Genomic DNA, 17,949 nt, shown 5'->3' with positions numbered 1-17,949 from the left:
CGTGAGCACCACCAGCAGCCTGACCATCGGAGTCCTCGCCCTCCAGGGAGACGTCCGTGAGCACCGCGCCATGCTCGAGCAGTGCGGCGTGCAGACCATCGGCGTACGCCGCCCGGCCGAGCTCGCGCAGGTCGACGGCATCGTGATCCCCGGTGGCGAGTCGACGACGATCGGCAAGCTCGCGCGCATCTTCGACCTGTTCGAGCCTCTCCGGCAGGGCCTGCGCGACGGACTGCCGGCCTTCGGCACGTGCGCGGGCATGATCATGCTCGCCGACGCGATCGAGGGCGGCACCGCCGACCAGGAGACGTTCGGCGGCATCGACATGGTCGTGCGGCGCAACGGCTTCGGGCGGCAGGTCGACTCCTTCGAGGCCACCGTCCGTTTCAATCCCTCCTGGGCAACGGCCTTCGATTCCCCCGCGACGTTCATCCGCGCGCCGTACGTCGAGAAGGTCGGCGGCGCCGCGGAAGTGGCCGCCACGGTGACGGCACCCGGTGGGGATAGGATCGTCGCGGTCCGACAGGGGCGTCTGCTCGCCACGTCGTTCCACCCGGAGATCACCGGCGACACGCGGATCCACGAGCTCTTCGTCGAGCTCGTCCGGTCCTGAGGCGCCGTCCTCCCGGGAGCATCTGCACGTCTGACGGAAGAGAGCGCATGTCCGGCCACTCCAAGTGGGCAACCACGAAGCACAAGAAGGCGGCGATCGACGCCAAGCGGGCCAAGAGCTTCGCGAAGCTGATCAAGGTCATCGAGATCGCGGCGCGGGCCGGCGGCGCTGACCTGTCCGGCAACCCCGCGCTCGTGGACGCCGTCCAGAAGGCGAAGAAGCAGTCGGTCCCCAACGACAACATCGACCGCGCGATCAAGCGGGGCGCGGGCCTGTCGGGCGACTCGGTCGCCTACGACACGATCATGTACGAGGTCTACGGCCCCGCGGGCGTCGCCCTCCTCGTCGAGTGCCTCACCGACAACAAGAACCGTGCCGCGATGGAGGTCCGCACGGCGGTCACCCGCAACGGCGGCACCATGGCCGACCCGGGCTCGGTCTCGCGCCTCTTCACCCGCAAGGGCATCGTCGTCGTCGCGAAGTCGCAGGACGGCAAGGACGTCGATGAGGACACCGTGCTCGAGGCGACCCTCGACGCGGGCGCCGAGGAGGTCAACGACCTCGGTGACTCGTGGCAGATCCAGTCCGAGGCCACCGACGTGCTCGCGGTCCGCACCGCCGTCCAGGACGCCGGCCTCGACTACGACTCCGCGGAGACCGAGTTCGTCGCGTCGATGGACATCCCCGTCGCCGACGCCGCGACCGCGGAGAAGGTCATGAAGCTGGTCGACGTCCTCGACGACCTCGACGACGTGCAGAACGTGTTCTCCAACGCCGACATCTCCGACGAGATCCTCGAGGAGCTCGACGCCTGATCCGGCGGGCGGCGTCCTGCCGTCACGCACGAGCTGATGCCGACCTCGGTCCTGGCTGCCATCATGGCGCCATGACCGAGGTCGACTCGTACCTGGCCGGGCTCGCGCCCGCCGATGCCGAGGTGATCCGCGGCTACTACGCCCGGGCGCTTGAGCTGGTGCCGGAGGCCGCGCCCGGACGCAAGTACGCGATGGCGTGCCTGACCTACCGCGGCCGTGGCCTCGTGTCGGTGGTGCGGACGAGGAAGGGGTTCTCGCTCTTCCCCTTCGGCTCCGAACCGGTCGACCTCGTGCGCGACCGTCTCGACGGGCTGCCGTCGACGAAGGGCGGCGTGCAGTTCACGGCCACCCACCGCGTCCCGCTCGCGGCGTACGACGAGATGGTGCTGTGGTCGCGTGATCGCATCGACCGCGCGCTGGGCTGACCGCGTGTCGGGCCGGTCCTCGCACACCGGAGACGGCTAGGGTTCGAACATGCGTTCGCAGAGCCAGTCGCCGATGCGGGTCCTGGGCATCGACCCGGGACTGACCCGCATGGGCATGGGTGTCGTCGAGGGATCGCTCGGCCGGCCCCTGGCCCTCGTCGACGTCAACGTCATCCGCACCACCTCGGCGCTGCCGGTCTGGGAGCGGCTCGTGACGATCGAGAAGGGCGTGGACGCCTGGATCGACGAGCACCGACCGGACGCGGTCGCGATCGAGCGGATGTTCGCGCGCTCGGACGTCAGCACGATCATGGGCACCGCCCAGGCCGCCGGGGTGGCGATGGTCGTCGCAGCGAGGCGCGGCATCCCCGTCGCGATGCACACGCCGTCGGAGGTCAAGGCCGCGGTGTCCGGCAACGGCCGAGCGGACAAGGCGCAGGTCGGCCTCATGGTGACCCGCATCCTGCGCCTCGACGCGATGCCCAGGCCGGCCGATGCCGCCGATGCGCTCGCGCTGGCCATCACCCACATCTGGCGCGGAGGCGCGCAGTCCCGACTCGAGGCAGCCGTCGCTGCCCAGGCCCTGAAGGCAGGCACCCGTTGATCGCTCACGTCCGTGGCACCGTCACCGCACTCGGCCTCACCAGTGCGGTCCTCGAGGTGGGCGGAGTCGGCCTCGAGCTGCAGTGCACGCCCGGCACCCTCGCGACGCTGCGCCACGGTGCCACGGCGACCCTCCCGACCAGCATGGTCGTGCGCGAGGACTCCCTGACCCTCTTCGGCTTCCTCGACGACGACGAGAAGTCCTGCTTCGAGCTCGTCCAGACGGCGAGCGGGGTGGGCCCGAAGCTGGCCCAGGCGATCCTCGCGGTCCTCGGGCCCGACGACCTGCGGATCGCGATCGCGGGCGAGGACGTCAAGACACTGACCAAGGTCCCGGGCATCGGTCAGAAGGGGGCCCAGCGGATCATCCTCGAGCTGAAGGACCGCATCGGTGCGCCCGTCGGTCGCGGCGGCGCTGTCCCGACGCCGGTCGTCGACGCCTGGCGAGCCCAGGTCGTCGAGGGCCTCACCGGCCTCGGCTGGTCGGCGAAGGAGGCGGAGAAGGCGGTCGACGTCGTCGCGCCGGACGCCGGCCCAACTCCGGACATCGGCGCGCTCCTCCGCGCCGCCCTGCAGACCCTGCGGAAGGCGTGACGATGGCCCGCGACGACCTCGAGTACGACGACACCGGGCTGTCGGCGTACGAAGCGGAGCACCTGGCCCGGATGGAGGGGCGCCTGACCGCGGCCGAGGCCGACTCCGACGAGCGTGCGGTGGAAGCCGCGCTGCGGCCACGACGTCTCGACGAGGTGATCGGCCAGGAGCGGGTCCGCGAGCAGCTCGGGCTGGTGCTGGATGCGGCGAAGGCGCGGGGGAGGGTCCCCGACCACGTGCTGCTCTCCGGTCCGCCGGGCCTGGGCAAGACGACGCTCGCGATGATCATCGCGGCCGAGATGGAGGCGCCGCTGCGCCTGACCAGCGGGCCGGCGATCACCCACGCCGGTGACCTCGCGGCCATCCTCTCCGGCCTCAACGAGGGGGAGGTGCTCTTCGTCGACGAGATCCACCGGATGTCCCGGCCGGCCGAGGAGATGCTCTACATGGCCATGGAGGACTTCCGTGTCGACGTGATCATCGGCAAGGGGCCGGGGGCGACCTCGATTCCGCTGGAGATCCCGCCGTTCACGCTCGTCGGCGCGACCACCCGCGCCGGGCTGCTGCCCGGCCCGCTGCGTGACCGCTTCGGGTTCACGGGCCACCTGGAGTTCTACGAGCCGCACGAGCTCGATGGCATCGTGCACCGCAGCGCCCACCTGCTCGACGTGGAGCTCACCGACGAGGGGTCCTCGGAGATCGCCGGACGGTCGCGGGGGACGCCGCGCATCGCCAACCGCCTGCTCCGCCGTGTTCGCGACTACGCGCAGGTCCGCGCCGACGGCGTGGTCACCCTCGACGTCGCGCGCAAGGCGCTCGACCTCTTCGAGGTCGATGCGAGCGGGCTCGACCGCCTCGACCGCGGGGTGTTGGACATCCTGTGCCGACGCTTCGGCGGAGGGCCGGTGGGCATCTCGACGCTGGCGGTGGCCGTGGGTGAGGAGCGGGAGACCGTCGAGGAGGTGGCCGAGCCGTTCCTGGTCCGCAACGGCTTCCTCGCGCGCACTCCGCGCGGGCGGGTCGCGACTCCGGCGGCGTGGGCGCACCTCGGTCTGCAGCAGCCCTTCGGCGCACCGGGGGACGACCCGCTTCCTGGTTCCTGACGCGGGCTACACTGCACCGCGGCCGCTGGAGCGGCCCGACGACGACCCCTTTCGAGAGGCCCTGATTTCGTGAAGGACCTTGGCGCCCTGCTGCCGCTTGTCGGCATCTTCGCCGTCTTCTGGTTTCTGATGATCCTGCCGATGCGACGCCGTCAGAAGGCGACGGCGCAGATGCAGTCGGAGCTCGCCGTCGGAGACCGTGTGGTCACCTCGGGCGGGATGTTCGGCACCATCGCCCACCTCGCGGAGGACCGCGTGGGCCTCGAGGTCGCACCGCAGGTCGTCGTCGAGATCGCGCGAGGCGCGCTTGTGGGCAAGACAGTGCTCGACGGAATGGATGGCTGACGTGGCTGCACCCAAGACGGCCCACCCGGGCCGCACCCTGATCCTCTTCTTCGTCGGCGTGGCGATCCTGTTCGGGCTCGTGGCCATCGGCGGCACGTGGAAGCCGGCCCTCGGCCTCGACCTGCAGGGCGGCCAGCGCATCACGCTCCGCGCCAAGGACAACAACGTCACGGCCGAGGCGATGGCCGAGGCGGCGAAGATCATCAACCAGCGTGTCAACGGTTCGGGCGTCAGCGAGGCCTCGGTCTCCACCCAGGGAAACACCAACATCGTGGTGTCGATCCCCGGTGAGTCGAACCAGAAGCTCGTCGACATCGTGCAGCGCCAGGCGCGCCTCGGCTTCCGCCTGATCGCGTGCTCGACCCAGGTGCCCGGCGCCTGCGGTGGTACGCCGGCGCCGAAGCCGGACAAGACCACGACCGGCGTCGTCCACGACGGGCTGGCCTGGCGCGCTGCGCCGCCGCAGGCCTGGATCGACAAGTTCAACGCCGCGACGTGCCCGCCCGCCACGGAGCCGGACGAGAACGCCGACGCCCCCGGCACCCCCATGGTGGCCTGCAGCGCCGCGACGAAGGACGCACCGGCCCAGAAGTACCTGCTGTCGCCCGCCGTGCTCGAGGGCAAGGAGCTCTCCACGGCCGTTGCGCAGCAGAACTCCCAGAACTCGATCGCCTGGGAGGTCGGGCTGAAGTTCAAGAGCGAGGGTGCCAAGAAGTTCGCCCAGGTCTCCAAGGCGCTCTACTCCAACAGCACCGAGCAGTTCGCGATGGTGCTCGACGGCACGGTGCTCTCGGCGCCGAGCATGAACGACCCGAACCTGTCCAAGGTCGCGTCGATCACCGGCAGCTTCTCCCAGGCCGAGGCCAACTCCCTGGCCACCAGCCTCAAGTTCGGCGCCCTGCCGGTCGCGTTCGAGTCCAACCCGAAGAACGACACCGTCGGCCCCTCGCTCGCGGGCAACCAGCTCGACGCGGGCATCTGGGCCGGCATCGTCGGCCTGCTCCTCGTCATGCTGTACTGCCTGCTCTACTACCGTGGCCTCGGTCTCGTGGTGATCGCGTCGCTGGTCGCGGCGGGTGTGACGACCTACGGCATGGTGCTCCTGCTGGCAGGTGCGGGCTTCACGCTCTCGCTGCCCGGCATCGCGGGTCTGATCGTCGCGGTCGGCATCACCGCGGACTCGTTCATCGTCTTCTTCGAGCGCATCCGCGACGAGATGCGTGAGGGCAAGTCGATGCGGGTCGCGGTGGAGGCCGGCTGGGTCCGTGCGCGGAACACCTGCCTGGCCGCAGACGCTGTCTCGCTGTCGGCTGCGGTGGTGCTCTACATCTTCGCGATCGACGAGGTGCGGGGCTTCGCCTTCACCCTCGGACTGTCGACGCTGATCGACCTCGCGATCTTCTTCTGGTTCACCAAGCCGGCGGTCTCGTGGCTGGGCCGGTTCCACTTCTTCAACTCCGGCCACAAGTTCTCGGGCCTGGGCACGGACACCCTCGGCCTCGACGCCGCGGCGATCAAGGGAGGGGCAGCCTGATGGGCCGTTTCAACCGTCTCGGCAACGACCTCTACAACGGTCACCGCTCGATCGACTTCGTCGGTCGCTGGAAGACCTGGTACGCCGCCTCCGCGGTGATCCTGATCCTCGCGATCACCGGACTGGCGTGGAAGGGCCTCAACCTCGGCATCGAGTTCGTCGGCGGCTCGGAGTACTCCGTGAGCCTGCCTGCGGACCAGGTGACCCAGGCCAACGCCGACAAGCTCCGTGACGCCGTCGCCGGCCTGGGCATCAAGGATGCCGAGCAGCCGGTCGTCACCACCTCCGGCGACAAGGCGATCCTCGTCCAGACCGAGTCGCTCTCGACCGCGGACTCGATCAAGGTGATGGACGAGCTCGCCTCCGCAGCGCACGTCGACGCCCAGAAGGACGTGTCGGTCTCCGACATCGGGTCCAGCTGGGGCAAGGACGTCCTCAACAGGGCGATCCTCGGCCTGATCGTCTTCCTCATCGTCGTGGTGCTCTTCATCTGGGCCTACTTCCGCGAGTGGAAGATGTCCGTGGCCGCGATCGTGGCCCTGGCGCACGATGTCCTGATCACCGTCGGCATCTACGCGCTCTCCGGCTTCGAGGTCTCGCCCGCGACCGTCACCGGCATCCTGACCATCCTCGGCTTCTCGCTCTACGACACCGTCGTCGTCTTCGACAAGGTCCGCGAGAACACCCACCAGGGCAAGGCCGGTTCCCGGACCTACGCCGACGGCGCCAACCTCGCGGTCAACCAGACGCTGGTCCGCTCGATCAACACCTCGATCGTCGCGCTGCTCCCGGTCGCGGCGCTTCTCTACGTCGGCGTGGTCCAGCTCGGCTCCGGGTCGCTGAAGGACCTGGCACTCGCGCTCTTCGTCGGCATGCTCGCCGGTGCCTACTCCTCGATCTTCATCGCGACGCCGCTGCTGGTGATCCTGAAGAAGAACGACGACGACGTCGAGGTGGTCAACCGCCGTGCCGCCGCCCGGATCCGTGCCGCCGACCCGTACGCCAGCGTGCCGTCGTTCGCGGAGGGCATGCCGGTCTTCGCCGACCCGACGACGACTGCGCTGGAGCAGGCGCGCCTGCACATCGACCCGAACGCCCCGCAGCGTCCGATGACGCGCGACCGCCTGCCGAAGGGCTTCCTCAAGGACCAGGACGAGACGCCCGACGAGCTGGACGAGCGCTGATGGTGGAGCTGGCCCCCGAGGTCCGCGCCCAGGTCGATCGCGCGCTGCAGGCGTGCGTGGTCGACGTGGCGGACTACCCGCAGGAAGGCGTGATGTTCAAGGACATCACGCCGCTGCTGGCCGACCACGACGCCTTCACCGCCGTTGTGACGGCTCTCGCATCTGCTGGCCGCGACGAGGCCGGAGACGTCATCATTGACAAGGTCGTGGGCATGGAGGCACGCGGGTTCATCCTCGCTGCCCCTGTGGCCCTCGCCCTCGGTGCCGGGTTCGTCCCGGTGCGCAAGGCGGGCAAGCTGCCGCGTGAGACCCACGCTGTGTCCTACGCCCTCGAGTACGGCGAGGCCACCCTGGAGATCCACCGGGACGCGGTCGCGCCGGGGGAGAGGGTCCTGCTGGTCGACGACGTCCTCGCGACGGGCGGCACCATCGCCGCGACGCGCGAGCTCGTCGAGTCCTGTGGGGGCTCGGTGCACGCGGTCGCGGTCCTGATGGAGCTCAGCTTCCTTCCGGGTCGCGAGACAAACCCGGGTCTTCCGGTCACCGCGCTCGGTACCGTCTGACCCGCTTGAACTTCACAGATCCATTCGAGAAAGAGAAGCACTGACGTGACGTCTGACCACTTCGCCGACTGGAAGCAGCGCGAGGCGCTTGCCGAGGCCATGATCCCGATCATCGGCCAGCTCTACCGCGAGCGGGACGTCACCGTCCTCGTGCACAGCCGGTCCCTGGTGAACAAGTCGGTCATCAGCATCCTGAAGACCCACAAGTACGTCCGCCAGATCGTCGGCACGGGCCTGAGCATCGAGCAGACCTTCCCGATCCTCAAGGCCGTCGCCGCGCTCGACCTCGGTCCCTCGCGCATCGACATCGGCAAGCTCGCCCTCGCCTACGCCGAGGACTCCAAGGGCCTCTCCGTCGAGGAGTACGTCGCGGCCGAGCTCGCCGGCGCCACCGGCGAGAACAAGCTGGTCCGCGACGGCCACACCGACGTCGTGCTCTACGGCTTCGGTCGCATCGGCCGCCTCCTGGCCCGCCTGCTGATCGAGAAGTCCGGCTCGGGCAACGGCCTCGCGCTGCGCGCCGTCGTCGTCCGCAAGGGATCCGACGACGACCTCAAGAAGCGTGCCTCGCTCCTGCGCCGCGACTCGATCCACGGTCAGTTCAACGGCTCCATCGAGATCGACGAGTCGCGCAACGTCATCATCGCCAACGGTGTCGAGATCCAGTTCATCTACTCCAACGACCCTTCCGAGGTCGACTACACGGAGTACGGCATCAACGACGCCATCCTCATCGACAACACCGGCAAGTGGCGCGACCGCGAGGGTCTGTCGCTGCACCTCCGCCCGGGTGTCGCCAAGGTGGTCCTGACCGCGCCCGGCAAGGGCGACGTCAAGAACATCGTCCACGGCGTGAACCACCACACGATCGAGGACACGGACAACGTCCTGTCCTGCGCGTCCTGCACGACCAACGCGATCGTGCCGCCGCTGAAGGCGATCGAGGACGAGTTCGGCATCGTCCAGGGCCACGTGGAGACGGTCCACTCGTTCACCAACGACCAGAACCTGCTGGACAACTTCCACAAGGGTGACCGTCGCGGTCGCTCTGCGCCGCTCAACATGGTCCTCACCGAGACCGGTGCGGCGTCCGCGATCAAGAAGGCGATGCCGGACTTCGGCGCCCACATCTCGGGCTCCTCGATCCGCGTCCCCACCCCCGACGTGTCGATGGCGATCCTGAACCTGACGCTGAAGCGCGAGACGACGAAGGAGGAGCTCAACGACTTCATGCGCAACACGTCGCTGCACTCCGACCTGAAGCGTCAGATCGACTTCACCACGTCCAACGACGCGGTCTCCACGGACTTCGTCGGCTCGCGCCACGCGTCGATCTTCGATGCCAACGCGACCATCGTGAACGGCACCAACGCGATCGCCTACCTCTGGTACGACAACGAGTTCGGCTACTCGTGCCAGGTGGTCCGCGTGGTCCAGCACATCTCCGGCGTGGAGTACCCGCTGTTCCCGTCGGCCTGATCCGGGTCATCGCTTCACCGTCACGCGGCTCGCGCCCCCAGGGCGCGGGCCGCGTTTCGCTTTGCGCCCGGTCGGCGTACGCCGGACGTGCGCGCGCCCCTAGGATGAGGAGATGACCGAGGACCGTGCTGCATCTCCGTCCCCGGCGTCCGCGCAGTCGCCTGCGACGCCGGCCGCCGAGCCGATCGGTGCGCAGTCGGCGCGCCGGATGCGCGCCCGTCTGGCCCGCATCGGCGCGCAGCAGCGCGGGGGCACCAACCCGGTCCTGGAGCCGCTGTTCCGCTCGGTGCGCGCTAGCCATCCGAAGGCCGACCTGGCGCTGCTGGAGCGCGCCTACCTGACCGCGGAGTTCCACCACCGCGACCAGCGGCGCAAGAGCGGCGACCCCTACATCACGCACCCGCTCGCGGTGACGACGATCCTCGCTGACATCGGCATGACCGAGGCGACGCTGTGCGCGGCGCTGCTCCACGACACGGTCGAGGACACGGCGTACACGCTGGAGGAGCTGCGCAAGGACTTCGGCGAGGAGGTGGCGCAGCTGGTCGACGGCGTCACCAAGCTCGACAAGGTCCACTACGGCGCCAACGCCGAGGCCGAGACGATCCGCAAGATGATCGTCGCGATGTCGCGCGACATCCGGGTGCTCGTCATCAAGCTCGCCGACCGGCTGCACAACATGCGCACCCTCCGCTTCGTGAAGCAGGAGACGCAGGAGCGCAAGGCACGCGAGACGCTCGACATCTTCGCGCCGCTGGCCCACCGCCTCGGCATGAACACCATCAAGTGGGAGCTGGAGGACCTCTCCTTCGCGACGCTGCACCCGAAGATCTACGACGAGATCGTGCGCCTCGTCGCCGAGCGTGCGCCCTCCCGCGACAAGTTCCTGGCCGAGGTGATCGCCCAGGTCGAGGCGGACCTGCGTGAGGCGAAGATCAAGGCCACCGTCACCGGCCGTCCGAAGCACTACTACTCGATCTACCAGAAGATGATCGTCGGCGGCCGCGACTTCTCCGACATCTACGACCTCGTCGGCATCCGCGTCCTCGTCGAGGAGGACCGCGACTGCTACGCCGTCCTGGGCGTCCTGCACGCCCGGTGGAACCCGGTGCTCGGCCGGTTCAAGGACTACGTCGCGATGCCGAAGTTCAACATGTACCAGTCGCTCCACACGACGGTCATCGGCCCGCACGGCAAGGCCGTGGAGATGCAGGTGCGCACCTACGCCCAGCACCGCCGCGCGGAGTACGGCGTCGCGGCGCACTGGAAGTATAAGGAGGACGGCCGCAACGGCGTCGACACCGACCGGCTGGCCGACAAGGACGACATGACCTGGGTCCGGCAGCTGCTGGACTGGCAGTCCGAGGTGGAGGACCCGGGGGAGTTCCTGGAGTCGCTCCGCTTCGAGATGAACCGGGCGGAGGTCTACGTCTTCACCCCGCGCGGGGACGTCATCGCGCTGCCCGCTGGAGCGACGCCCGTCGACTTCGCCTACGCCGTGCACACCGAGGTCGGCCACCACACCATCGGTGCCCGGGTCAACGGTCGCCTGGTCTCGCTGGAGTCCCAGCTCGAGAACGGCGACGTCGTCGAGGTCTTCACCTCGAAGGCACCCAACGCGGGCCCGTCGCAGGACTGGCTCTCGTTCGTGAAGTCGCCGCGTGCGCGCAACAAGATCCGCCACTGGTTCACCAAGGAGCGGCGCGACGAGGCGATCGAGCACGGCAAGGACCAGATCGTGAAGCTCATGCGCAAGGAGGGCCTGCCCCTCAAGCGCCTGATGTCGCACGAGGCCCTGACCGAGGTCGCCGAGCACTTCAAGCTCGCCGACGTGTCGGCGGTCTACGCGGCCGTCGGGGAGAACCAGCTCTCCGCTGCTGCCGTCGTACGCCGGGTGATCGAGCTGCACGGCGGCGACCAGGGGGCTGCCGAGGACCTCGCCGAGGGCGTGACGATCACCGGTCGCACCGGACGGACGCCGCGTTCCTTCGGGTCGGCCAGCGGCGAGGTGCCGGTGGTCGTCAAGGGTGCCGATGGCCTCTGGGTGAAGCTGGCCAAGTGCTGCACGCCGGTGCCGCCGGACGAGATCCTCGGCTTCGTCACCAAGGGCGGAGGTGTCTCCGTGCACCGCACCGACTGCACCAACGCCGCCGACCTGCAGAGCCAGCCCGAGCGCCTGATCGAGGTCGAGTGGGAGGGCAGCGCCAAGGCGACGTTCCTGGTCAACATCCAGGTCGAGGCGCTGGACCGGTCGCGCCTGCTGTCGGACATCACGATGGCGCTCTCGGACGCCCACGTGAACATCCTCTCGGCCTCCCTCAACACCTCCCGGGACCGGGTCGCCAAGTCGAAGTTCAGCTTCGAGATGGCCGACGCCAAGCACCTCGACAACGTCCTGCGGGCCGTGCGCGGCGTGCCTGGCGTCTTCGACGCCTACCGCGTCTGACCGGTGGTCCTCCGCAGTCCGCGCAGGACCACCGGGGCGGTCAGTGCTGGTTGAGGCGCACCATGTTGCCGGCGGGGTCGCGGAAGGCGCAGTCGCGACCCCAGTGCTGCGTGGTCGGCTCCTGGATGACGTCGCAGCCCGCGGCCTCGAGTCGGGCGAAGGCAGCGTCGACGTCGTCGACGGAGAGCACCAGTCCGGGGAGCAGGCCCTTGGCGAGCAGGCCGGCGAGTGCCTCGCGGTCGCTGGGCGAGGTGTCCGGGCCGCCGCCGACGTTGATCAGGACGACGTTGGTGCCCAGGTCGTCGGGGGCCGCGATGCTGACCCACCGGAAGTCGCCGAACGCGACGTCGTTGGTGGTGACGAACCCGAGCCGCTCGACGTAGAACTCGAGGGCCTTGTCGTGGTCGTCGACGGTGAGGAAGGTGTTCTGGATCTTCATGTCACCGACCCTAGGCAGGGGAGTCGGGCGCGGGCTTCTCGGATCCTGACCGATCGGCCTCGACCGCCGGCGGGGCCGGGTAGCGCGGCGGTCGGCCGATGATCCGGGCGATGCAGGCCGGGATCTCCTCGTACGGCGGATGGTCGGCGGCACGGTAGGCCGACGGCGACATCCCGACGACCTCGGTGAAGCGGCTGCTGAACGACCCCAGCGACGAGGCGCCGACGGCGAAGCAGGCGTCGGTGACGCTCACGCCGTCGCGCAGGAGCGCCATCGCACGCTCGATGCGCCGCGTCATCAGGTACGTGTACGGCGTCTCGCCGAACGCGTCCTTGAAGGCGCGGTGGAAGTGCCCGGTCGACATGTGCGCCGTCGCTGCCATGGCATCGACGTCGAGCGGGTCGGCGTACCGCCGGTCCATGAGGTCACGGGCGCGGCGCAGCGCCCGCAGGTCCGCGGGCGTCTGCGCCATCGCTCGGGTGGCTTCCGGTCAGGCGCTGAACTCGGAGCTGACCTTGCGGGCCATCTCCAGGAACTGCTGCTTGCTCGCGATGTCGGCCTCGAGCTGCTTGACCCGCTTGTCGTCGCCGGCGGCCTTCGCCTTCTCGAGCTTGGCCTCGACCTCGGCGATGCCGGCCTCGAGCTGCGCGACCATGCCGTCGGCACGGGCGGACTTCTCCGGGTCGGACTTCTGCCACTGCTCGTCCTCGGCCTGACGGATGGCGGTCTCGACCTTGCGCATCCGGCCCTCGAGCTCCTTGATGCGGTCGCGCGGGACCTTGCCCGCAGCCTCCCAGCGCTCGGCGAGGTCGCGCAGTGCCTTCTTGGCGGCCTCGAGGTCGGTCACGGGGACGAGCTTCTCCGCCTCGGCGAGGATCTGCTCCTTGACCTCGGCGTTGGCAGCGAACTCCTGGTCCAGCTCGGCATTGGCCGCGTCGCGGGCGCCGAAGAACGCATCCTGGGCGCCGCGGAATCGCTTCCAGAGCTTGTCGTCGATCTCGCGAGGGGCGGGGCCGGCTGCCTTCCACTGCTGCATGAGACGGCGGTACTCGCCCGCGGTCGCACCCCAGTCGGTCGAGCCGGCGAGGGCCTCGGCCTGCTCGGCGAGCTTCTCCTTGATCGACTTCGCGGCGTCGCGCTTCTCGTTCTGCTCGGCGAAGTGGGACTTGCGGTGGCGGGTGTACGCCGTGCGCGCGGTCGAGAAGCGGCGCCAGAGGGCGTCGTCGCTGGCGCGGTCGAGACGGGGGAGCGCCTTCCACTCCTCGAGCAGGTCCCGCAGGCGGTTGGCGCCGTTGCGCCAGTCCGACGAGCCGGCCAGCTTCTCGGCCTCGCTGACGATCTGCTCCTTGCGGATCCTGGACTCGGCCGTCTTCGCGGCACGCTCGGCCTTCTTGGCCTCGCGCTGCTCAGCGATGACGGTGCCGAGGGCGTCGAGGCGGGCGACGAGGGAGTCGAGGTCACCGACGGCGTGGGCGTCGACGACCTGTTCGCGGACCTTCTTCACCGAACCGGCGGCCTCGTCGGGGCCGAGGGCCCCGCCCTTCACGCGCTGCTCGAGCAGGTCCACCTCGAACGCCAGGGCGTCGTAGCGGTCGGTGAAGAACTTCAGCGCCTCTTCGGGCGTGCCCTCCGGGTACTGCCCGACGGCTCGTTCGCCGTCGGCCGTACGGACGTAGACGGTGCGGTCCTCGGCGACGCGGCCCCAGTCGTTCGGCTGCCCCGCGGAGGGCGCGGACGAGGTGGTCGTGTCCTGCTGCTCGCTCATGGTTGCCCATCGTAGTCACACGGGTCGGGACCCGAGGCAGGCAATCGGTAGGCTCTGACGGTCCGCAGTCACCGAGGCAGATGAGGTCGCCACGTGTTCATCGCCGGATTCCCCGCCGGTTCCTGGGGCACCAACTGCTATGTCATCGCGACGGAGCCCGGTGCCGAGTGCATCGTCATCGACCCCGGCCAGGACGCGACCAAGGGCGTCGAGGCCGTCGTCCGCGAGCACAACCTCAAGCCGGTGGCCGTCCTGCTGACCCACGGGCACATCGACCACATGTGGTCGGTCACCCCCGTCGCCGGCACCTACGACGCCACCGCGTGGATCCACCCGGCCGACCGCCACCTGCTCACCGACCCGATGGCGGGCATCTCGCGCGAGAGCGCCGCGATGCTGCTGGGCGGTCGGCACGAGTTCGCCGAGCCCGACGACGTGCGCGAGCTCGCCGACGGCGCCGTCCTCAACCTCGCCGGCATCGACATCACCGTCGACCACGCACCGGGCCACACCCAGGGCTCGGTCGCGTTCCGCACGCCGTACGGCGGCGACGTCCCGCAGGTGATGTTCTCCGGCGACCTGCTCTTCGCCGGCTCGATCGGTCGCACCGACCTCCCGGGCGGCAACCACGCCCAGATGTTGCAGAGCCTCCAGGACAAGGTGCTCCCGCTCGCCGACGACATCGTCGTGCTGCCCGGCCACGGCCAGCAGACCTCGATCGGCCAGGAGCGTCTCACCAACCCCTACCTCCAGGACCTGATCAACGCCGGCACGGCGCACCAGGTCAAGCGGGGCCTGTGATGGCCAAGCCCACGCCGCTCAGCGGCTTCCCCGAGTTCCTTCCTGCCGACCGCGTGGTCGAGCAGCAGGTCATCGCGACGCTCTCGCGGACCTTCGAGCTGCACGGCTTCGGCAACATCGAGACGCGTGCCGTCGAGCCGATGGACCAGCTGCTGCGCAAGGGCGAGACCTCCAAGGAGGTCTACGTCCTCAAGCGGCTCCACGACACCGACGGCGACGCCGGCATGGGTCTCCACTTCGACCTCACCGTGCCCTTCGCCCGCTACGTCATGGAGAACGCCGGCAAGCTGGAGTTCCCCTTCCGTCGCTGGCAGATCCAGAAGGTGTGGCGCGGCGAGCGCCCGCAGGAGGGCCGCTTCCGCGAGTTCACGCAGGCCGACATCGACATCGTCGGACGCGACGTGCTGCCCTTCCACCACGACGTCGAGGTCGCGCGGGTCATGGTCGAGGCGCTGTCGCAGCTGGAGTTCCTGCCCGGCTTCCGCCTCCAGGTCAACAACCGCAAGCTGATCCAGGGCTTCTACGAGGGCGTCGGCGCGACCGACACCGACAAGGTCATGCAGGTCATCGACAAGCTCGACAAGCTGCCCGTCGAGAAGGTCCGCGAGCTGCTCCAGACCGACGCCGGCCTGGACGAGAAGCAGGCCGACCTCTGCCTCCAGCTCGCCACCATCGAGTCGGAGGACGCGTCGTTCGTCGACGCGGTCCGCGCGCTCGGTGTCGAGAGCGAGCTGCTCGAGGAGGGCCTGGCCGAGCTGGCCGCGGTCGTCGCGGGCTGTGCCCCGGTGACCTCCGAGACCGTCAAGGTGGTCGCGGACCTCAAGATCGCGCGAGGCCTCGACTACTACACCGGCACCGTCTTCGAGACGCGGCTGACCGGCTTCGAGTCGCTCGGCTCGATCTGCTCCGGTGGCCGCTATGACGCTCTGGCCTCCGACGGCCGGTTCACCTACCCGGGCGTCGGCATCTCGCTCGGCCTGAGCCGACTGCTCGTGCCGCTGGTGCAGAAGGGCCACCTCGGTGGCTCGCGCCCGGTCCCGAGCGCGGTGCTGGTCGCCCTCAACGAGGAGGGCGCCCGCCCGGCCGCCGACGCGGTCGCGCAGCAGCTGCGTTCCTCCGGCGTGCCGACCGAGGTGGCCGCGAAGGCCGACAAGTTCGGCAAGCAGATCCGCTACGCCGAGAAGCGCGGCATCCCGTTCGTGCTCTTCGCCCGCACCGACGAGGCGGGCACGACCACGTACGAAGCCAAGGACATCCGCTCGGGAGAGCAGGTGAGCGTCGATCCGGCCACCTGGACCCCGCCCACAACCGACCTCACCCCCCAGGTCATCACGAAGGAGCAGCTCTCTTGATCCGCACCCACGAGGCCGGCACCCTGCGCGCCGAGCACGTCGGCCAGACCGTCACCCTCGCCGGCTGGGTCGCGCGTCGTCGCGACCACGGCGGTGTGGCGTTCATCGACCTGCGCGAGGCCAGCGGTGTGGTGCAGGTCGTCATCCGTGACGAGGAGCTGGCGCACTCGCTGCGCAACGAGTACGTCGTGAAGGTGACCGGCGAGGTCGTCGCCCGCACGGAGGGCAACGTCAACCCGAACCTGGCCACCGGTGAGATCGAGATCGTGGTCGCGCAGCTCGAGGTGCTCAACACCGCCGCGACGCTGCCGTTCCAGATCGACGACCACATCGAGGTGGGCGAGGAGGCGCGCCTGAAGTACCGCTACCTCGACCTGCGGCGCAGCGGTCCCGCCGCTGCCATCCGCCTGCGCTCCGACGTCTACAAGGCGGTCCGCGACGTCCTGGCCCGCCGTGGGTTCACCGAGGTCGAGACCCCGACCCTGACCCGCTCGACGCCGGAGGGTGCCCGCGACTTCCTCGTGCCGGCCCGCATGCACCCGGGCAGCTGGTACGCGCTGCCGCAGAGCCCGCAGCTCTTCAAGCAGCTGCTCATGGTCGGCGGCATCGAGAAGTACTTCCAGATCGCGCGCTGCTACCGCGACGAGGACTTCCGTGCCGACCGCCAGCCGGAGTTCACCCAGCTCGACATCGAGATGTCCTTCGTCGAGCAGGAGGACGTCATCGAGATGATGGAGGACGTCATCACGGCGATGTGGGCCACCATCGGCGTCGAGGTGCAGACCCCGCTGCCGCGGATGACGTACGCCGACGCGATGCGCCTCTACGGCTCGGACAAGCCCGACCTCCGCTTCGGCAACCCGCTCGTGGAGTGCACCGAGTACTTCGCCGAGACCACGTTCCGCGTCTTCCAGGCCGAGTACGTCGGTGCGGTCGTCATGCCGGGCGGCGCGAGCCAGCCCCGCAAGCAGCTCGACGCCTGGCAGGAGTGGGCCAAGCAGCGCGGTGCGCGCGGCCTCGCGTACGTCCTGGTCCAGGAGGACGGCACGCTGACCGGTCCGGTCGCCAAGAACCTGTCCGAGGCCGAGGCCGCCGGCCTGGCCGCCCACACGGGCGCCCAGCCCGGCGACTGCATCTTCTTCGCCGCCGGCGGCACCAAGGCGTCCCGGGCGCTCCTCGGTGCCGCCCGCCTGGAGATCGGCAAGCGACTCGACCTGCTCGACCCCGACGTCTTCGCCTTCACGTGGGTCGTCGACGCGCCGATGTTCGAGCCGGCCGGCGACGCCGTCGCCTCCGGTGACGTCGCCGTCGGGGCAGGGGAGTGGACGGCCGTCCACCACGCCTTCACCGGCCCGAAGCCGGAGTTCCTGGACACCTTCGACACCGACCCGGGCAGTGCACTGGCCTACGCCTACGACATCGTCTGCAACGGCTCCGAGCTCGGCGGTGGCTCGATCCGTATCCACCGCGAGGACGTCCAGAAGCGTGTCTTCAACGTGATGGGCATCAGCGACGAGGAGGCCCAGGAGAAGTTCGGCTTCCTGCTCGACGCCTTCAAGTTCGGCGCTCCGCCGCACGGTGGCATCGCGCTGGGCATGGACCGGATCCTGCAGCACCTGACGAAGACGGACTCCATCCGCGAGGTCATCGCGTTCCCGAAGTCGGGCGGCGGTTTCGACCCGCTGACGGCGGCCCCCGCACCCATCACGGAGCAGCAGCGGGCCGAGGCCGGAGTGGACGCCAAGCCCGAGCCCGAGCACACGTCCGAGGGCGACGCAACCCCCTGATAGATACGGGTTGGTCATCCCAATATTTCGATATCAAAACGTTGAACTTTTGGGATGGGAAGCGCGGTTTCCCTGTGGTTGGGTGATGCCTACGTCACAGG

Annotated in this window: 18 protein-coding genes; 15 read left to right on the top strand and 3 right to left on the bottom strand. The window is 69.4% G+C overall.

The annotated features are described in order from the left end of the window. Position 1: 1 nt before the first annotated feature. The 12 genes from pdxT to Q5722_RS00945 all read left to right on the top strand — a co-directional run bounded on the left by pdxT (position 2) and on the right by Q5722_RS00945 (position 11,704). The gene (pdxT, locus tag Q5722_RS01000; RefSeq protein WP_305026344.1) at positions 2–613 is read left to right on the top strand and encodes a pyridoxal 5'-phosphate synthase glutaminase subunit PdxT; all 612 of its coding nucleotides are present in this window, start codon (positions 2–4) and stop codon (positions 611–613) included. Positions 614–660: 47 nt separating this feature from the next. Beyond that, positions 661–1,428 (top strand): YebC/PmpR family DNA-binding transcriptional regulator, encoded by a 768-nt coding sequence (locus Q5722_RS00995; RefSeq protein ID WP_305026343.1) that lies wholly within the window; start codon positions 661–663, stop codon positions 1,426–1,428. 71 nt (positions 1,429–1,499) lie between these two features. Next, the gene (locus Q5722_RS00990; RefSeq protein ID WP_305026342.1) at positions 1,500–1,853 is read left to right on the top strand and encodes an iron chaperone; all 354 of its coding nucleotides are present in this window, start codon (positions 1,500–1,502) and stop codon (positions 1,851–1,853) included. An 82-nt stretch (positions 1,854–1,935) separates the two neighbouring features. After that, entirely contained in the window at positions 1,936–2,457 is a 522-nt protein-coding gene (gene ruvC, locus Q5722_RS00985) for a crossover junction endodeoxyribonuclease RuvC (protein ID WP_305028315.1), read from the top strand. Further along, positions 2,454–3,050: a Holliday junction branch migration protein RuvA gene (gene ruvA / locus Q5722_RS00980; protein WP_305026341.1), complete on the top strand. Its 597-nt coding sequence runs from the start codon at positions 2,454–2,456 to the stop codon at positions 3,048–3,050. The genes ruvC and ruvA overlap by 4 nt, the downstream gene beginning before the upstream one ends. A gap of 71 nt (positions 3,051–3,121) precedes the next feature. Then, positions 3,122–4,153, top strand: coding sequence for a Holliday junction branch migration DNA helicase RuvB (gene ruvB, locus Q5722_RS00975; RefSeq protein WP_305028314.1), 1,032 nt, complete (start codon positions 3,122–3,124; stop codon positions 4,151–4,153). Positions 4,154–4,222: 69 nt separating this feature from the next. Beyond that, on the top strand, positions 4,223–4,498 hold the full coding sequence (gene yajC, locus Q5722_RS00970; RefSeq protein ID WP_305026340.1) for a preprotein translocase subunit YajC: 276 nt from the start codon (positions 4,223–4,225) through the stop codon (positions 4,496–4,498). A gap of 1 nt (position 4,499) precedes the next feature. After that, complete coding sequence (gene secD / locus Q5722_RS00965; protein WP_305026339.1) at positions 4,500–6,032, top strand: protein translocase subunit SecD; 1,533 nt, start codon at positions 4,500–4,502, stop codon at positions 6,030–6,032. Further along, a complete protein-coding gene (gene secF, locus Q5722_RS00960) occupies positions 6,032–7,216 on the top strand; it encodes a protein translocase subunit SecF (protein WP_305026338.1) in 1,185 nt (394 codons plus the stop codon). Before secD ends, secF begins: the two co-directional genes overlap by 1 nt. Next, the gene (locus tag Q5722_RS00955) at positions 7,216–7,779 is read left to right on the top strand and encodes an adenine phosphoribosyltransferase (RefSeq protein ID WP_305026337.1); all 564 of its coding nucleotides are present in this window, start codon (positions 7,216–7,218) and stop codon (positions 7,777–7,779) included. The genes secF and Q5722_RS00955 overlap by 1 nt, the downstream gene beginning before the upstream one ends. A gap of 45 nt (positions 7,780–7,824) precedes the next feature. Then, entirely contained in the window at positions 7,825–9,258 is a 1,434-nt protein-coding gene (locus Q5722_RS00950) for a glyceraldehyde-3-phosphate dehydrogenase (RefSeq protein ID WP_305026336.1), read from the top strand. Positions 9,259–9,370: 112 nt separating this feature from the next. Beyond that, entirely contained in the window at positions 9,371–11,704 is a 2,334-nt protein-coding gene (locus Q5722_RS00945; protein ID WP_439652465.1) for a RelA/SpoT family protein, read from the top strand. A gap of 40 nt (positions 11,705–11,744) precedes the next feature. On the opposite strand, the gene Q5722_RS00940 is transcribed toward Q5722_RS00945, so the two are convergent. Genes Q5722_RS00940 through Q5722_RS00930 form a run of 3 tightly spaced genes read right to left on the bottom strand, consistent with a single transcriptional unit; the run spans position 11,745 to position 13,908 of the window. Beyond that, positions 11,745–12,143 carry a VOC family protein gene (locus Q5722_RS00940; protein ID WP_305026335.1) on the bottom strand — a complete coding sequence of 133 codons (399 nt, stop codon included), beginning with the start codon at positions 12,141–12,143 and terminating at the stop codon, positions 11,745–11,747. 10 nt (positions 12,144–12,153) lie between these two features. Next, the gene (locus Q5722_RS00935) at positions 12,154–12,615 is read right to left on the bottom strand and encodes a helix-turn-helix transcriptional regulator (protein WP_369415006.1); all 462 of its coding nucleotides are present in this window, start codon (positions 12,613–12,615) and stop codon (positions 12,154–12,156) included. Between the two features lie 18 nt (positions 12,616–12,633). Beyond that, complete coding sequence (locus Q5722_RS00930; RefSeq protein ID WP_305026334.1) at positions 12,634–13,908, bottom strand: DUF349 domain-containing protein; 1,275 nt, start codon at positions 13,906–13,908, stop codon at positions 12,634–12,636. A gap of 93 nt (positions 13,909–14,001) precedes the next feature. On the opposite strand from Q5722_RS00930, the gene Q5722_RS00925 reads away from it, so the two are divergent. From Q5722_RS00925 to aspS, 3 genes are read left to right on the top strand one after another with little or no spacing between them, the layout of a single operon-like run. After that, the gene (locus Q5722_RS00925) at positions 14,002–14,709 is read left to right on the top strand and encodes an MBL fold metallo-hydrolase (protein ID WP_305026333.1); all 708 of its coding nucleotides are present in this window, start codon (positions 14,002–14,004) and stop codon (positions 14,707–14,709) included. Next, a complete protein-coding gene (gene hisS, locus Q5722_RS00920) occupies positions 14,709–16,061 on the top strand; it encodes a histidine--tRNA ligase (protein WP_305026332.1) in 1,353 nt (450 codons plus the stop codon). The genes Q5722_RS00925 and hisS overlap by 1 nt, the downstream gene beginning before the upstream one ends. Continuing rightward, entirely contained in the window at positions 16,058–17,848 is a 1,791-nt protein-coding gene (aspS, locus tag Q5722_RS00915; RefSeq protein WP_305026331.1) for an aspartate--tRNA ligase, read from the top strand. The genes hisS and aspS overlap by 4 nt, the downstream gene beginning before the upstream one ends. Positions 17,849–17,949: the final 101 nt, after the last annotated feature.

Source organism: Nocardioides jiangxiensis, assembly GCF_030580915.1.
Classification (GTDB): domain Bacteria; phylum Actinomycetota; class Actinomycetes; order Propionibacteriales; family Nocardioidaceae; genus Nocardioides; species Nocardioides jiangxiensis.
The sequence above is the reverse complement of the archived record's forward strand: the minus strand, read 5'-3'. Positions and strand labels throughout refer to the sequence as shown.

Excerpts from the sequence above, each read along its gene's own strand:
- Q5722_RS00995 (WP_305026343.1), top strand. The coding sequence starts at position 661 with ATGTCCGGCCACTCCAAGTGGGCAACCACGAAGCACAAGAAGGCGGCG.
- Q5722_RS00990 (WP_305026342.1), top strand. The coding sequence starts at position 1,500 with ATGACCGAGGTCGACTCGTACCTGGCCGGGCTCGCGCCCGCCGATGCC.
- ruvB (WP_305028314.1), top strand. The coding sequence starts at position 3,122 with ATGGAGGGGCGCCTGACCGCGGCCGAGGCCGACTCCGACGAGCGTGCG.
- secF (WP_305026338.1), top strand. The coding sequence starts at position 6,032 with ATGGGCCGTTTCAACCGTCTCGGCAACGACCTCTACAACGGTCACCGC.
- Q5722_RS00955 (WP_305026337.1), top strand. The coding sequence starts at position 7,216 with ATGGTGGAGCTGGCCCCCGAGGTCCGCGCCCAGGTCGATCGCGCGCTG.
- Q5722_RS00945 (WP_439652465.1), top strand. The coding sequence starts at position 9,371 with ATGACCGAGGACCGTGCTGCATCTCCGTCCCCGGCGTCCGCGCAGTCG.
- Q5722_RS00940 (WP_305026335.1), bottom strand. The coding sequence starts at position 12,143 with ATGAAGATCCAGAACACCTTCCTCACCGTCGACGACCACGACAAGGCC.
- Q5722_RS00935 (WP_369415006.1), bottom strand. The coding sequence starts at position 12,615 with ATGGCGCAGACGCCCGCGGACCTGCGGGCGCTGCGCCGCGCCCGTGAC.
- Q5722_RS00930 (WP_305026334.1), bottom strand. The coding sequence starts at position 13,908 with ATGAGCGAGCAGCAGGACACGACCACCTCGTCCGCGCCCTCCGCGGGG.
- hisS (WP_305026332.1), top strand. The coding sequence starts at position 14,709 with ATGGCCAAGCCCACGCCGCTCAGCGGCTTCCCCGAGTTCCTTCCTGCC.